This is a genomic window from Sphingomonas naasensis, assembly GCF_004792695.1.
Classification (GTDB): domain Bacteria; phylum Pseudomonadota; class Alphaproteobacteria; order Sphingomonadales; family Sphingomonadaceae; genus Sphingomonas; species Sphingomonas naasensis.
Genome location: NZ_SRXU01000008.1, coordinates 55,470 through 68,717 on the forward strand (window position 1 = coordinate 55,470; position 13,248 = coordinate 68,717).

16 protein-coding genes are annotated in these 13,248 nt (G+C 68.0%); 12 read left to right on the top strand and 4 right to left on the bottom strand.

Translation table 11 applies throughout. From position 1 onward, the window contains the following. The first annotated feature begins 13 nt into the window (after window positions 1-13). Window positions 14-1,666 carry a thiamine pyrophosphate-binding protein gene (locus E5A74_RS16775; protein WP_135986788.1) on the top strand — a complete coding sequence of 551 codons (1,653 nt, stop codon included), beginning with the start codon at window positions 14-16 and terminating at the stop codon, window positions 1,664-1,666. Between the two features lie 39 nt (window positions 1,667-1,705). Continuing rightward, window positions 1,706-1,945, top strand: coding sequence for a hypothetical protein (locus E5A74_RS16780; protein WP_135986789.1), 240 nt, complete (start codon window positions 1,706-1,708; stop codon window positions 1,943-1,945). A gap of 81 nt (window positions 1,946-2,026) precedes the next feature. On the opposite strand, the gene E5A74_RS16785 is transcribed toward E5A74_RS16780, so the two are convergent. Next, the gene (locus tag E5A74_RS16785) at window positions 2,027-2,197 is read right to left on the bottom strand and encodes a CsbD family protein (protein WP_135986790.1); all 171 of its coding nucleotides are present in this window, start codon (window positions 2,195-2,197) and stop codon (window positions 2,027-2,029) included. Window positions 2,198-2,289: 92 nt separating this feature from the next. On the opposite strand from E5A74_RS16785, the gene E5A74_RS16790 reads away from it, so the two are divergent. Continuing rightward, window positions 2,290-2,886 carry a class I SAM-dependent methyltransferase gene (locus tag E5A74_RS16790; RefSeq protein WP_135986791.1) on the top strand — a complete coding sequence of 199 codons (597 nt, stop codon included), beginning with the start codon at window positions 2,290-2,292 and terminating at the stop codon, window positions 2,884-2,886. A 6-nt stretch (window positions 2,887-2,892) separates the two neighbouring features. Here the strand turns inward: E5A74_RS16790 and E5A74_RS16795 are convergent, their stop codons facing one another. Genes E5A74_RS16795 through thiS form a run of 3 tightly spaced genes read right to left on the bottom strand, consistent with a single transcriptional unit; the run spans window position 2,893 to window position 4,792 of the window. Further along, window positions 2,893-3,639 (bottom strand): alpha/beta hydrolase, encoded by a 747-nt coding sequence (locus E5A74_RS16795; protein WP_240699859.1) that lies wholly within the window; start codon window positions 3,637-3,639, stop codon window positions 2,893-2,895. 16 nt (window positions 3,640-3,655) lie between these two features. Next, entirely contained in the window at window positions 3,656-3,784 is a 129-nt protein-coding gene (locus E5A74_RS21380) for a hypothetical protein (RefSeq protein WP_276469529.1), read from the bottom strand. Continuing rightward, entirely contained in the window at window positions 3,785-4,792 is a 1,008-nt protein-coding gene (gene thiS, locus E5A74_RS16800; RefSeq protein ID WP_135986793.1) for a sulfur carrier protein ThiS, read from the bottom strand. Between the two features lie 134 nt (window positions 4,793-4,926). On the opposite strand from thiS, the gene aroQ reads away from it, so the two are divergent. The 9 genes from aroQ (at window position 4,927) to E5A74_RS16845 (ending at window position 13,239) form a co-directional block, all read left to right on the top strand. Next, entirely contained in the window at window positions 4,927-5,361 is a 435-nt protein-coding gene (aroQ, locus tag E5A74_RS16805; protein ID WP_135986794.1) for a type II 3-dehydroquinate dehydratase, read from the top strand. A gap of 35 nt (window positions 5,362-5,396) precedes the next feature. Continuing rightward, on the top strand, window positions 5,397-5,873 hold the full coding sequence (gene accB / locus E5A74_RS16810) for an acetyl-CoA carboxylase biotin carboxyl carrier protein (RefSeq protein WP_135986795.1): 477 nt from the start codon (window positions 5,397-5,399) through the stop codon (window positions 5,871-5,873). A gap of 112 nt (window positions 5,874-5,985) precedes the next feature. Then, window positions 5,986-7,344, top strand: a complete 1,359-nt coding sequence (accC, locus tag E5A74_RS16815) for an acetyl-CoA carboxylase biotin carboxylase subunit (protein WP_135986796.1) — start codon at window positions 5,986-5,988, stop codon at window positions 7,342-7,344. After that, complete coding sequence (locus E5A74_RS16820; RefSeq protein WP_135986797.1) at window positions 7,314-7,856, top strand: hypothetical protein; 543 nt, start codon at window positions 7,314-7,316, stop codon at window positions 7,854-7,856. The genes accC and E5A74_RS16820 overlap by 31 nt, the downstream gene beginning before the upstream one ends. After that, window positions 7,853-8,191 carry an arsenate reductase (glutaredoxin) gene (gene arsC / locus E5A74_RS16825; RefSeq protein WP_135986798.1) on the top strand — a complete coding sequence of 113 codons (339 nt, stop codon included), beginning with the start codon at window positions 7,853-7,855 and terminating at the stop codon, window positions 8,189-8,191. The genes E5A74_RS16820 and arsC overlap by 4 nt, the downstream gene beginning before the upstream one ends. A gap of 276 nt (window positions 8,192-8,467) precedes the next feature. Further along, window positions 8,468-10,687, top strand: a complete 2,220-nt coding sequence (purL, locus tag E5A74_RS16830; RefSeq protein ID WP_135986799.1) for a phosphoribosylformylglycinamidine synthase subunit PurL — start codon at window positions 8,468-8,470, stop codon at window positions 10,685-10,687. Between the two features lie 173 nt (window positions 10,688-10,860). Further along, the gene (locus E5A74_RS16835) at window positions 10,861-11,292 is read left to right on the top strand and encodes a DUF3052 family protein (protein WP_135986800.1); all 432 of its coding nucleotides are present in this window, start codon (window positions 10,861-10,863) and stop codon (window positions 11,290-11,292) included. Window positions 11,293-11,328: 36 nt separating this feature from the next. Continuing rightward, window positions 11,329-12,003 (top strand): nitroreductase family protein, encoded by a 675-nt coding sequence (locus E5A74_RS16840; RefSeq protein WP_135986801.1) that lies wholly within the window; start codon window positions 11,329-11,331, stop codon window positions 12,001-12,003. Between the two features lie 9 nt (window positions 12,004-12,012). Beyond that, complete coding sequence (locus tag E5A74_RS16845; protein WP_135986802.1) at window positions 12,013-13,239, top strand: DUF418 domain-containing protein; 1,227 nt, start codon at window positions 12,013-12,015, stop codon at window positions 13,237-13,239. Window positions 13,240-13,248 lie beyond the last annotated feature (9 nt).

Below are 13,248 nucleotides of genomic sequence, written 5' to 3' on the forward strand. Positions count from 1 at the left end.
CTAGACAGGCGGCATGACCGCGAAACGAACCGGGGGCCGGATCCTCGTCGACAATCTGGTCGCGCAAGGCTGCGACCGCATCTTCCACGTGCCGGGCGAGAGCTTCCTCGCCGTGCTCGACGCGCTGCACGACACGCCCGAGATCGACCTCGTCACGTGCCGGCAGGAGGGCGGCGTCGGCTTCATGGCCTGCGCCGACGGGGCGATGACCGGGCGGCCGGGCGTCGCCTTCGTCACGCGCGGGCCGGGGGCGACCAACGCCTCGATCGGCGTCCATGTCGCGATGCAGGATTCGCAGCCGATGCTGCTGTTCATCGGCGATGTCGACCGCGGCATGCGCGACCGCGAAGGCTTTCAGGAGGTCGATTTCCCGGCGATGTTCGCCCCGCTCGCCAAATGGGCGACGCGGATCGAGGATGCGGCGCGGATCCCCGAATATGTCGCGCGGGCGTGGAATGTCGCGACCAGCGGCCGGCCGGGACCGGTGGTGATCGCGCTGCCCGAGGACATGCTGTGCGACGAGGTCGAGGCGCTCGACCGGCCGCCGCTGCCACGAATCGCGCAGGCGCCCGACCGCCGCGCGATGCAGGCGCTGGCCGAGATGGTCGGCGACGCCGAGCGCCCGATCGCGATCGTCGGCGGCGCCGGCTGGACGCCCGCGGCGGGCGCGGCGTTCGCGACCTTCGCGGCGCGCGTCGGGCTGCCGGTGGCGAGCGCCTTTCGGCGGCAGGACGCGCTTCCCCAGGAGTGCCCCGTGTTCGCGGGCAATCTCGGCTATGGCCCCAATCCGCGGCTGGTGGCGCGGATCAAGAACGCCGACCTGATCATCGCGGTCGGCGCGCGGCTCGGCGAGGCGACCACCGACGGCTATGCGCTGATCACCCCCGACCATCCGGGGCAGACGCTGGTCCATGTCCACCCCGACCCGAACGAGCTCGAGCGCGTCTTCCGCACCGATCTGGCGATCTGCGCCGACATGCAGGGTTTCGCCAACGCGACCTCGCGGATCGACTGGACCGTCGCGCCGCGCTGCGCCGGCGCCGAAGCCCATGCCGAATGGCTCGACTGGTCGACCCCGGCACCGCGCGACGGCGTCGCGCTCGATCTCGGCCAATGCGTCGCGGCGATGCGCGAGGCGATGCCGGCGGATACGATCATCTGCAACGGCGCGGGCAATTTCTCGGCGTGGTGGCACCGCTATTGGCGCTACGGCCCCCAGCCCTCGCAGCTCGCACCGACCGCCGGCGCGATGGGCTATGGCGTCCCCGCGGCGATTGCGGCCAAGCTGCGCGCGCCGGAGCGGCAAGTGGTCGCGCTCGCCGGCGACGGCGATTTCATGATGAACGGGCAGGAGCTGGCCACCGCCGTGCAGCACGGCGCCGACATCGTCGTGCTGATCATCGACAATGGCGCATACGGCACGATCCGCATGCATCAGGAGCGCGAATATCCCGCGCGGCTATCGGGCACCAAGCTGCACAATCCGGATTTCGCCGCGCTCGGCCGGGCCTATGGCTGCTGGGCCGAGACGGTGGAGCGGACCGCGGACTTCGCCCCCGCATTGGCGCGTGCGCTGGCCGAGACCGGCGTGCGGCTGCTCCATCTCAGGACCGATGTCGAATTCATCACCCCGGGCACGACAATCAGCGCGATCCGCGACCGCTGACCCGCCTCGGACCTCTATAATGAGGGCGAGGAGAATGACATGGGTTGGAAGACGGCACACATCGGCAGGGAAGGCGATCAGCTCGCGATTTCCGGCGTGAAGGTGTGGCAGCAGCAATGGCGCTGGCTGGGCAGCAAGACGGTGAACCTGCCCAACCCGCTCGAGCCGGTGCAGATGCAATCCTATATGGTCTGCGAGATCGGCGGATCGCACCGCCCGGTGCGCTTCGCGGCGAGCAAGCTGCCGAGCGGCCTCTGGTCGTTCTACGTCCCCGATTGATGCGAAACGGGCCCGATTGACGCGAAACGGGGCGGCCTCGCGTGAGACCGCCCCGTTCCTCCTCTAGCGATCCGGGCGACGTCAGATATCGTCGCCGAGCGCGCCCTTGACCTTGCCGGCGAACTGCTGGCCCTTGCCCTTGAGCTCCTGCGCGGCACCCTCGTCGCGGGTGTCCGGGTTGTCGCTCTCCTGCTTGATCTTGCCTGCCGCCTCGTTGAGGTTGCCCTTGATCTTGTCGACGAGTTCACCCATGATTTCAAACTCCTGGCCGCGAACCGGCGCGTAGTTGCGCCCTGTACTAGCGTGCATCCCAACAACGGTTCGCAGCCGGCGGGGTTCCTGCAATGCCCGACCGGATTGCCGAGCATTATGAGCGCAATGCCCACGCGTTCGACGAAGCGCGCCGCCAGAATTTCGTCGAGAAGGGCTGGCTCGATCGCTTTCTGCTCGGCGTGCCCAAAGGCGGCAATGTCCTCGATCTCGGCTGCGGCGCGGGCGAGCCGATCGCGCGCTATCTGATCGACCGCGAGCGCCAGCTGACCGGCGTTGACGTCTCCGAGCGGATGATCGCGCTTGCGCGCACCCGCTTCGCCCGCCACCACTGGATCCGCGCCGATATGCGTAGTCTGGAACTCGAGACGCGCTTCCACGGCGTGATCGCATGGGACAGCCTGTTCCATCTGCGCCCCGAGGAGCAGGCCGCGCTGCTGATCAAGGCCGCCGACTGGCTCGAGCCCGGCGGCGCCCTGCTGTTCAACAGCGGCTCGGCGCTTGACGAGAGCATCGGCTGCCAGTTCGGCGAGGAACTCTATCATGCCAGCCTCGCCCCGGCGGACTATCGTGCGCTGTTCGCCGAGCACGGGCTGATCGAAATGGCGTTCGCGCCGCACGACGAGGCGGCCGGCGGACGGGCGATCTGGCTGGCGCGCAAGCGCGGTTGAGCGCGCTCAGCCCTTGGTGACGCCCGCGAGAAACGCCATCACGGCCTTCCACGCCGGTTCGGCGCCTTCGGGGTTCCTGGCGCGGAGCAAAGTCGAGGACCCATGGACACCGCCAAGCTTGGGCACGAATTGCTGCTTGTCCGAAGACGGCACCGCATCGAGGATCGCGCGGGCCGCATCGATCTCATGGCCGTCCTGCGCCGAAGTGACGAACACCGGCGCCTTCACCTTCGCCGCCGCTTTCGCCACCAGCGTCTTGTCGTCGAAATATTCGCCGGGCGAGAAGGCCATCACTGCGCGCACCGCATCAGGGTGATCGGCGGCGACGAGGAAGGCGAGCGACGCCGAATAGCTGCTGCCCCACAGGACGACCGGCAATTTCTTGTCCTTTGCCCAGGCGAGCGCCGCTTCGAGGTCCGGCCGCGCCTCGAGATAACCCGTCGCATGGCCGAGCGCCTGCACCGTCGCATTGGCGCCGAACATCGCCCCGCCGGCGCGCTGATCGATCCGCAGCGACGAATAGCCCGCCTGTGCGAGCCGCGGCGCGATCAGGGCATATTCGTCCTTGCCCGACTCGGCCTGATGGAACAGCAGGATCAGCGCCTTAGGGTTGGTCGCTCTAGTATAGACGCCGGTGACCTTGACCCCGTCGGCCGCGGTAAGCGTCGCGGGTTCGGCGGAGATCGGCCCGGCATTGACCGGCGCCGAAGCCTGAGGCGACGGATTGCATCCGGCGACCGCAAACGCCGCCATCAATGCGGCTATACGATTAGCGGCCCGCATCGGTTTCGGCCGTGTTGTTGACGTGCTCGGGCACCGTGGTCGAATTTTCGAACACGACCTTCGGTCCGCCGCAACCGGTCAGCGTCAGGGCCGCCAGAACCAGCAACCGGCGCATTCAGATCAGCCCCGCCAGCGGGCTCGACGGATCGGCATAGCGGCGCTTGCCCATGCGCCCGGCGCGATAGGAGAGCCTGCCCGCCTCGACCGCCGCCTTCATCGCCGCGGCCATCAGGATCGGATCCTTCGCCTCGGCGATCGCCGTGTTCATCAGCACGCCGTCGCAGCCCAGCTCCATCGCCACCGCCGCATCGGAGGCCGAGCCGACTCCGGCATCGACCAGCACCGGCACGCTGGCGCCCTCGACGATCAGCCGGATCGTCACCTGGTTCTGGATGCCGAGCCCAGAGCCGATCGGCGCGCCGAGCGGCATGATCGCCACCGCGCCGACATCCTCGAGCCGCTTCGCCGCGATCGGATCGTCGACGCAATAGACCATCGGCTTGAAGCCCTCTTTGGCGAGGACCTCGGTCGCCCGCAGCGTCTCGACCATGTCGGGATACAGCGTCCGCGCCTCGCCGAGCACCTCGAGCTTGACCAGCTCCCAGCCCCCCGCCTCGCGCGCCAGCCGCAAGGTGCGGATCGCCGACTCGGCATCGAAGCAACCCGCGGTGTTGGGCAGATACGTGATCTTCTTCGGATCGATATAGTCGGTGAGCATCGGCGCGTTCGGATCGGACACGTTCACCCGGCGCACCGCGACGGTGACGATCTCGGCGCCCGACGCCTCGACCGCGGCGGCGTTCTGCGCGAAATCCTTGTACTTGCCGGTGCCGACGATGAGGCGCGAGCGGAAGGTCTTGCCGGCGACGCTCCAGCTGTCGTCGCCGAGCGGCCGGGCATGATCGCCGCCGCCGACGAAATGGACGATCTCGAGCTCGTCGCCATCGTCGACGATCACCTGCCCGAGCGTCGAGCGCGGCACCACTTCGAGGTTGCGCTCGACCGCGATCTTCTCGGGCACGAGGCCGAGCTCCCCGGCGAGCTGGAGCAGCGTGAGCCCCGCGGTGATCCGCTTGTGCTCGCCATTGACAATTATGCTGACCGTTCCGTCCGTGTGCGCCATCAAATTCTCCGTCGCGGCCCATTTAGGCGCCGCGGCGGCGATGTCCAACGTTGGTGTGGCCATCGCCGTTTTGCGCTCGGCGCCCCGACCCGCTATGGCCATGCCGCCAGCGTAACTATCATCGGACCCGAGTCTTGACCGATACGATCTTCGTCCTCAACGGCCCCAACCTCAACCTGCTGGGGCTGCGCGAGCCGGAGATCTATGGCTCGGACACGCTCGACGATATCGCCGGGCAGCTCGAGGATCGCGCGCAGGCGCTCGACCTCGCAATCGACATGCGCCAATCGAACCATGAGGGGCATCTGATCGACTGGCTGCACGAGGCGCAGGCCCGGGGCGCGAAAGCCGTGATCCTCAATCCGGGCGGGTACACGCACACCTCGATCGCGTTGCACGATGCCGTGAAGAGCATCACGACGCCGGTGATCGAGGTCCACCTTTCCAACCCGCATGCGCGCGAGGAATTCCGGCATCGTTCCTATGTCGGTCGCGCCGCACGCGGAACCATCGCGGGCTTCGGAGCGCTGTCGTACATGCTTGCGCTTGAAGCCGCGGCGCGACTCTGACATGAGCCCGCGCTTTCATCGGATAAAGGGTCGCAATGGCCGAAGATAAGAAACAAGGGGCAATGCACGTGGACATCGAGCTGGTGCGCCAGCTCGCCGCAGTGCTCGACGATACCCAGCTCACCGAGATCGAGGTCGAGGACGGCGAACGCCGCGTGCGCGTCGCGCGCACCGTCACCGCCGCGCCCGCCGTGCAATATGCGGCCCCTGCCGCAGCCGCCGCGGCGGCCCCCGTCGCCGCGCCTGCCGCCGCCGAAGCCGGCGCGCCCGCGATCGCCGCGAACGCCGTCAAATCGCCGATGGTCGGCACCGCCTATCTCAAGCCCAATCCCGAGGCGAAGGTGTTCGTCGCGGTCGGCGACAAGGTCGCCGCGGGCGACACGCTGCTGATCATCGAGGCGATGAAGGTGATGAACCCGATCCAGGCGCCCGCCGCCGGAACGGTCAAGGCGGTGCTCGTCGAGAACGGCCAGCCGGTGGAGTTCGATCAGCCGCTCGTGGTCGTCGAGTAAGCACTTTTGATTTGGAGCCGCACCAGCCCGCTCCCCCACCCGGCCACCCACAGGATATCGGCGCTGGGTGGCCGGATGGGGGAGTGGGCTGGTGCCGCCTAGGAAAACAGACATGCCCGAGATCAAGAAGCTGCTGATCGCCAATCGCGGCGAGATCGCGCTCCGCATCCACCGTGCCTGCCACGAGATGGGGATCAAGACCGTCGCGGTGCATTCCACCGCCGACGCCGACGCGATGCATGTGCGGCTCGCCGACGAGGCGATCTGCATCGGGCCGCCCGCCGCGGCGGAGAGCTATCTAAACATCCCCCGGATCATCTCGGCTGCCGAGATCTCGGGCGCCGACGCGATCCATCCGGGCTATGGCTTCCTTTCGGAGAACGCCCAGTTCGCCGAGATCGTCGAGGCGCACGGGCTGCTCTTCGTCGGGCCCAAGCCCGAGCATATCCGCACGATGGGCGACAAGATCGAGGCGAAGCGCACCGCGGGCGCGCTCGGCCTGCCGCTCGTCCCCGGCTCGGACGGCGCGATCAGCGATATCGACGAAGCCAAGCGCATCGCCGAGAAGGCCGGCTATCCGGTGATCATCAAGGCTGCATCGGGCGGCGGCGGGCGCGGCATGAAGGTCGTGCACAACCCGGCCGATCTCGAAGCGCAGATGCTGCAGGCGGGCAGCGAGGCCAAGGCTGCGTTCGGCGACGCCACCGTCTATCTCGAAAAATATCTCGGCAATCCGCGCCACATCGAATTCCAGGTGTTCGGCGACGGCGAGGGCAATGCGATCCATCTCGGCGAGCGCGACTGCTCGCTCCAGCGCCGCCACCAGAAAGTGCTCGAGGAAGCGCTCTCGCCGGTGATCACGCCCGAGGAGCGCGCACGGATGGGCGGCATCGTCGCCAAGGCGATGGCCGATATGGGCTATCGCGGCGCCGGCACGATCGAGTTCCTGTGGGAAGACGGCGAATTCTACTTCATCGAGATGAACACCCGGCTGCAGGTCGAGCATCCGGTGACCGAGATGATCACCGGGCTCGATCTCGTCCGCGAGCAGATCCGGGTCGCAGAGGGCCATGGCCTGTCGGTGAAGCAGGACGACATCGAGTTTCGCGGCCACGCGATCGAATGCCGGATCAACGCCGAAGACCCGCGGACCTTCGCGCCCTCGCCGGGCAAGATCGTGCATTTCCACGCCCCGGGCGGGATGCACGTCCGCGTCGATAGCGGCATCTATTCGGGCTACAAGATCCCGCCTTACTATGACTCGATGATCGCCAAGCTGATCGTCTATGGCCGCACCCGGCAGGGCTGCATCATGCGGCTGCGGCGCGCACTCGAGGAGTTCGTGATCGAAGGCGTCAAGACGACGATCCCGCTGCACCAGGCGCTGCTCGACGACCCCGAGTTCCAGAAGGGCGACTATACGATCAAGTGGCTGGAAGAATGGCTGGCGAAGCAGGACGCAGCGGGCTGATGGGGCTTGGCCGGCTGTTGCCGGGAATCGCGGCGGGCGCGACGACGATCGCCGCCGCCCCGCTCGATCCCGTCAAGACGCTGGCCGGCCGCTACAGCACCCATTTCGAGAACGCGACGGTCGAGGGCGACAAATATTGGAGCGACGACGTGGTCGAGATCGTGCCGGTCGATGCGCGCCACGCCTATTTCAACCTGCGCCTGAACTTCGCCAACGGCCATAGCTGCGGGCTTTCCGGCATCGCGCGGGCAAAAGGCGACGCGCTCGATTATGTCGCGCCGGCAGGAAGCCGTGTCGAAGGCTGCCATATGACGCTGTCCCGCAACGGCCGGTGGCTCCACCTCGACGATCATGACGGGAGCTGCCAATCGACCTGCGGCTCGCGGGGCGGTTATGGCGGCGAGGGTCAGCCCTGGAAGAGCAAGCGGCCGATCACTTATCTCTCCCGGATCAGGGGTTCGGAAGAATATCGCGCCGCGCTCGCCGAGTGGCGCAAGGAGGAGGCGAAGTGAAGGCGACGATCTACCACAACCCTCGCTGCTCCAAGTCGCGCGAGGCACTGGCGATCCTCAACGAGACGTCGGGCGTCGAGGTCGAGATCGTCGAATATCTCAAGACTCCGCCATCGCGCGAGACGCTCAAGGACCTGTATCAGCGCGCCGGCATGACCGCGCGCGAGGGGCTGCGCATCGCCGAGGACGCCGCCAAGCCGCTCAAGGGCGCCGACGACGACGCGATCCTCGACGCGATGGCGGCGAACCCGATCCTGATCGAACGGCCACTGGTGGTGACCGAGAAGGGCGTGCGGCTGGGGCGCCCGCCGGAGAAGGTGCGCGAAATTTTGTGAGGCCCTTGGCCTCCCCGGCAAGGGGAGGTGTCAGGCGCAGCCCGATGGAGGGACTGGAAGACGGCCGGCGACTCGCTCACTTTCGTCGTCACCTCCCGGAAAGATCGGTCAGGCGCTGCACCGCGTCCGCCACACCACCGCACCTAACCGCCGACGGGATGCGCGCGACGACCGAGCCCGAGAACCACGCGGCCGCCGATATCTTCCCGCCGCTGGCGTGACTTCGGGTATCGGCCCACTAGCCGTGCCGCGCCCCCGCCGCTAAGGGCTGCGCGCATGACCGGAATCACGCCCGAGATCGTCGCCGAGCACGGCCTGTCCCCCGAGGAATATGATCGCGTCCTGCACGCGATGGGGCGCGAGCCCAATCTGACCGAGCTGGGCATCTTCAGCGTGATGTGGTCCGAGCATTGCAGCTACAAATCGAGCCGCATCCATTTGAAGAAGCTGCCGACCACCGGCCCGCAGGTGATCTGCGGCCCCGGCGAGAATGCCGGCGTGGTCGACATCGGCGACGGCCAGGCGGCGATCTTCAAGATGGAGAGCCACAACCACCCGTCGTACATCGAGCCCTATCAGGGCGCGGCGACCGGCGTCGGCGGCATCCTGCGCGACGTGTTCACGATGGGCGCACGACCGGTGGCGAACATGAACGCGCTGCGCTTCGGCCGGCCCGATCATCCCAGGATGCGCCATCTGATCGCCGGCGTGGTCCACGGCATCGGCGGCTACGGCAATTGCGTCGGCGTGCCGACCGTCGGCGGCGAAGTGAACTTCCACCCGGCCTATGACGGCAATATCCTCGTCAACGCGATGACCGTCGGCGTCGCCCAGACCGACAAGATCTTCTACTCGGCCGCCTCGGGCGTCGGCAATCCGATCGTCTATGTCGGCTCCAAGACCGGCCGCGACGGCATCCATGGCGCGACGATGGCCTCGGCCGATTTCGGCGAGGATTCGGAGGAGAAGCGCCCCACCGTCCAGGTCGGCGATCCCTTCACCGAGAAGCTCCTGATCGAGGCGTGCCTCGAGCTGATGGCATCGGACGCGATCGTCGCGATCCAGGACATGGGCGCCGCGGGGCTGACTTCGTCCTCGGTCGAGATGGCGTCGAAGGGCGGCGTCGGCATCGAGCTGATCATGGACGACGTGCCGCAGCGCGAGACCGGCATGACGCCGTACGAGATGATGCTGAGCGAGAGCCAGGAGCGGATGCTCATGGTGCTCAAGCCCGGCCGCGAGGACTTCGCCGAGGCGATCTTCCGCAAATGGGAGCTCGATTTTGCGGTGATCGGCCATGTCACCGACACCGGCCGGATGGTGCTCAAATGGAAGGGCGACATCGTCGCCGACATTCCGCTCGCCCCGCTCGCCGACGAAGCCCCGCTCTACGAGCGTCCGCACGTGCCGACGCCGAAGCGCGCGGCGCTGACCGACGTGCCCGAGAGCAAGGATCCGGCCGCGGACCTGATCAAGCTGATGGGCTCGCCCGACATCGCCAGCCGGCGCTGGATCTGGGAGCAATATGACCACATGGTCGGCGCCGATACCGTCCAGCGCCCGGGCGGCGACGCCGCGGTGGTCCGCGTCCACGGCACGCAAAAGGGCCTCGCGATCACCACCGATTGCACCCCGCGCTATTGCTTCGCCGACCCGGTCGAGGGCGGCAAGCAGGCGGTGGCCGAAGCGTGGCGCAACCTGACCTCGGTCGGCGCCAATCCGCTCGCGGTGACCAACTGCCTCAACTTCGCCAACCCGCAGCGCCCCGAGATCATGGGCCAGATCGTCGGCTGCCTCGAGGGCATGAGCGACGCCTGCCGCGCGCTCGACTTCCCGATCGTCTCGGGCAACGTCTCGCTCTACAACGAGAGCAAGGCGACCGGCGGCGGCTCGGCGATCCTGCCGACCCCGGCGATCGGCGGGCTCGGCCTGCTCGCGGACTATTCGACCAGCTGCACGATCGCCTTCAAGGGCGTCGGCGACACGATCCTGACGATCGGCGAGCGCGGCGGCGATCTCGGCCAGTCGATCTGGCTGCGCGAAATCCACGGCCGCGAGGACGGCCCCCCGCCCCCCGTCGATCTCGCCGCCGAGCGCCGCACCGGCGACTTCATCCGCGAGCAGATCGCCAGCGGCGCGATCACCGCATGCCATGACGTCTCCGACGGCGGGCTTGCCGTGGCGGTCGCCGAGATGGCGCTCGCCTCGGGGATCGGCGCCTTGGTCAACGAACCGCAGCCTTTCGGCATCGCCGGCTCGCTGTTCGGCGAGGATCAGGGGCTCTACATCGTAACCGTCTGCGATTCGTGCCTCGCCGACTTCATGGTCGCGGCGCACAAGGCCGACGTCCCCGCCGATCACCTTGGCCGGACGATCAAGGACCGGATCATCTTCGAGCTCGACGAGGGCGACTGGACCGTCTCGCTCGCCGATCTGCGCGCGGCGCATGAAGGTTTCTTCCCCGCGCTGATGGGCGAGGACGCGGCGCTGGCGTAAAACCGAAGGCGCAGTGTTCCGGCGAAGGCCGGAGCGTCGGCGGCGCGCGGGCCGGCAAAACCCGGGGCTCCGGCTTTCGCCGGGCACAAAGCTGCGCTGATCGACAGCGGTGTGCGCGTACCCCTTCCCCCCGCGGCAATTGCGTCTAAGGTGAGCGACCGGAGGCCACGCCGATGACCGCAGGCTATTCAGCAACGCCGCTCGCCGACAAGCTGGGCCTGAAGCGCGGCATGCGCTGCTGGTTCCACAACATGCCCGAGAGCGTGCGCGCCGAGATCGACCCCGTAGGCGCGCAGATCGAGGAGCAGCCGACCGCTTCGGACGGGCTGCAATGCGCGCATTTGTTCGTCACCGAACGCGCGCGGTTCGAACGCGAGCTCGCCGCGCTCCAGCCGCTGATGGCGCCGAACGGCTTCATCTGGGTCTCGTGGCCCAAAAAGGCGGCAAAGACCGACACCGACATGACCGAGAACGTCATCCGCGAAATCGCGCTGCCGACGGGCCTTGTCGACATCAAAGTCTGCGCGGTCGACGATATCTGGTCGGGCCTCAAGCTGGTGATCCGCAAGGAAAATCGTTTCACCGACCCACCGCATAAGCCCTGACTCGCTTTTCGCCGTGGATTGTGCACGATCTGCACGATGCCCGATCCCGAGGCCTTTCCCTGGCAGCCTTATCCCGAACTTGCCGATGCCGAACGCATCGCGCGGGCGCGGGCGTTCGCCGACGCGCTGCGCACGCGGCGGAGCTGCCGCGCGTTCCGCGAGGATCCGGTGCCGCGCGAAGTGATCGAAGCCGCGCTCGCCGCGGCGGGGACCGCGCCGAGCGGCGCCAACCGCCAGCCCTGGCATTTCGCCGTGGTCTCCTCCCCCGAGGCCAAATGCGCCATCCGCATCGCCGCCGAGGAAGAAGAGCGCGCTTTCTATGACGGCCGTGCCGGCAGCGAGTGGCTCGAGGCGCTGTGGCCGCTCGGCACCGGCGCCGACAAACCCTATCTCGAGACCGCGCCGTGGCTGATCGTGGTCTTCGCCCAGCGCCGCGGCGGGCCCGACCCGGACGACCTCAAGCAGAATTACTATGTCACCGAAAGCGTCGGCCTCGCCTGCGGGCTGCTGCTCGCCACCCTGCACGAGGCCGGGGTGGCGTCGCTCGTCCACACCCCGAACCCGATGCGCTTCCTCAATCGCGTGTGCCGGCGCCCGGACCATGAGAAGCCGGTGATGGTGATCGTCGCCGGCTATCCCGCCGACGACGCGACGATCCCGGCGCACGCGCTCGAGAAGAAGTCGCTGGAGCAGATCGCCAGCTGGCTGTAGCGCGGGGCGATGCCCGAGGCCGCCCTGCCCGCCGACCCCAGCCCGTCTGCGCGGCTCGCCTCGCTCGACCTGATCCGCGGCGTCGCGGTGCTCGGCATCCTGCTGCTCAACATCCTCAGCTTCGGATTGCCGCAGGCGGCCTATCTCAATCCGCGCGCCTGGGGCGGCTGGCACGGCGCCGACCTCGCCGCCTGGGCAGTCAACTTCGTGTTGTTCGACGGCCGGATGCGCGGGCTGTTCTCGTTCCTGTTCGGTGCCTCGATGCTGCTCGTGATCGAGCGCGCCGAAGCCAGGGGCGAGAGCGCCGCCGCAGTCCATTATCGCCGCATGTTCTGGCTGCTCGTCTTCGGCTTCGCGCATCTCTGGCTGGTCTGGGAGGGCGACATCCTCGCGCATTATGCGATGATCGGCATGTTGGCCTTCGGCCTGCGCGACTTGCCCGTCGAGCGGATGCTGGGGCTCGGGCTGGCGCTGATCGCGGCGACGACGCTGCTCTTCGCGGGCTTCCCGATCGCCGTGCAGGAGGGCCGCGACCTCCCGGCGATCATCCAGCTGATGGGCGTGCCGCCCGCCACCGACATCGCGCGCGAGATCGCGATCCATCGCGGCGGCTATGGCGGCATCCTGCAGGCGCGGCTCGTCGCGCACGGCTTGTCGCCGCTCATGCTGCTATGGGTCTATGGACCCGAGACGCTCGCCTATATGCTGTTCGGCATGGCGGGGCTGCGCAGCGGGATGCTGCGCGGCGAATGGCCGCGGGCACGCTATCGGCGCTGGCTGCTGGTCTGCTGGGGCGTCACCCTGCCCGCCTGGCTCGCGCTGGCGGGATGGATCGTCGGCGCGCAATTCAGCCTGTCGGCGATGGCCTGGGCGGGCTGGACGCTGCCGGTGCCGCTGCGCCCGGCGATGATCGCCGGCTGGGTGTGCCTGATCCTGCTGCTGGCGCGGCCGGGCGGCGCGCTCACCACGCGGCTGGCGGCGGCGGGACGGATGGCGTTCACCAACTATCTCGCGACCAGCCTGATCTGCACCGCGCTGTTCTATGGCTATGGGCTGGGCTGGTTCGGCCAGCTCTCGCGCTGGCAGCTCTATCCGGTGGTGGCGGCGCTCTGGGCAGCGATGCTGTTCTGGTCCAAGCCTTGGCTCGCGCGCTTCCGATTCGGGCCGTTCGAATGGTTGTGGCGGAGTCTGGCGCGCGGAAGTTTGCAAAAGTTACGCGGACCGGCCTCCGTATAACTGCGAATG

Excerpts from the sequence above, each read along its gene's own strand:
- E5A74_RS16790 (WP_135986791.1), top strand. The coding sequence starts at position 2,290 with ATGCCCGACCGGATTGCCGAGCATTATGAGCGCAATGCCCACGCGTTC.
- E5A74_RS21380 (WP_276469529.1), bottom strand. The coding sequence starts at position 3,784 with ATGCGCCGGTTGCTGGTTCTGGCGGCCCTGACGCTGACCGGTTGCGGC.
- E5A74_RS16845 (WP_135986802.1), top strand. The coding sequence starts at position 12,013 with ATGCCCGAGGCCGCCCTGCCCGCCGACCCCAGCCCGTCTGCGCGGCTC.
- E5A74_RS16780 (WP_135986789.1), top strand. The coding sequence starts at position 1,706 with ATGGGTTGGAAGACGGCACACATCGGCAGGGAAGGCGATCAGCTCGCG.
- accB (WP_135986795.1), top strand. The coding sequence starts at position 5,397 with ATGGCCGAAGATAAGAAACAAGGGGCAATGCACGTGGACATCGAGCTG.
- E5A74_RS16795 (WP_240699859.1), bottom strand. The coding sequence starts at position 3,639 with ATGGCGGCGTTTGCGGTCGCCGGATGCAATCCGTCGCCTCAGGCTTCG.
- purL (WP_135986799.1), top strand. The coding sequence starts at position 8,468 with ATGACCGGAATCACGCCCGAGATCGTCGCCGAGCACGGCCTGTCCCCC.
- accC (WP_135986796.1), top strand. The coding sequence starts at position 5,986 with ATGCCCGAGATCAAGAAGCTGCTGATCGCCAATCGCGGCGAGATCGCG.
- E5A74_RS16835 (WP_135986800.1), top strand. The coding sequence starts at position 10,861 with ATGACCGCAGGCTATTCAGCAACGCCGCTCGCCGACAAGCTGGGCCTG.
- E5A74_RS16785 (WP_135986790.1), bottom strand. The coding sequence starts at position 2,197 with ATGGGTGAACTCGTCGACAAGATCAAGGGCAACCTCAACGAGGCGGCA.
- E5A74_RS16775 (WP_135986788.1), top strand. The coding sequence starts at position 14 with ATGACCGCGAAACGAACCGGGGGCCGGATCCTCGTCGACAATCTGGTC.
- E5A74_RS16840 (WP_135986801.1), top strand. The coding sequence starts at position 11,329 with ATGCCCGATCCCGAGGCCTTTCCCTGGCAGCCTTATCCCGAACTTGCC.
- E5A74_RS16820 (WP_135986797.1), top strand. The coding sequence starts at position 7,314 with ATGGCTGGCGAAGCAGGACGCAGCGGGCTGATGGGGCTTGGCCGGCTG.
- thiS (WP_135986793.1), bottom strand. The coding sequence starts at position 4,792 with ATGGCGCACACGGACGGAACGGTCAGCATAATTGTCAATGGCGAGCAC.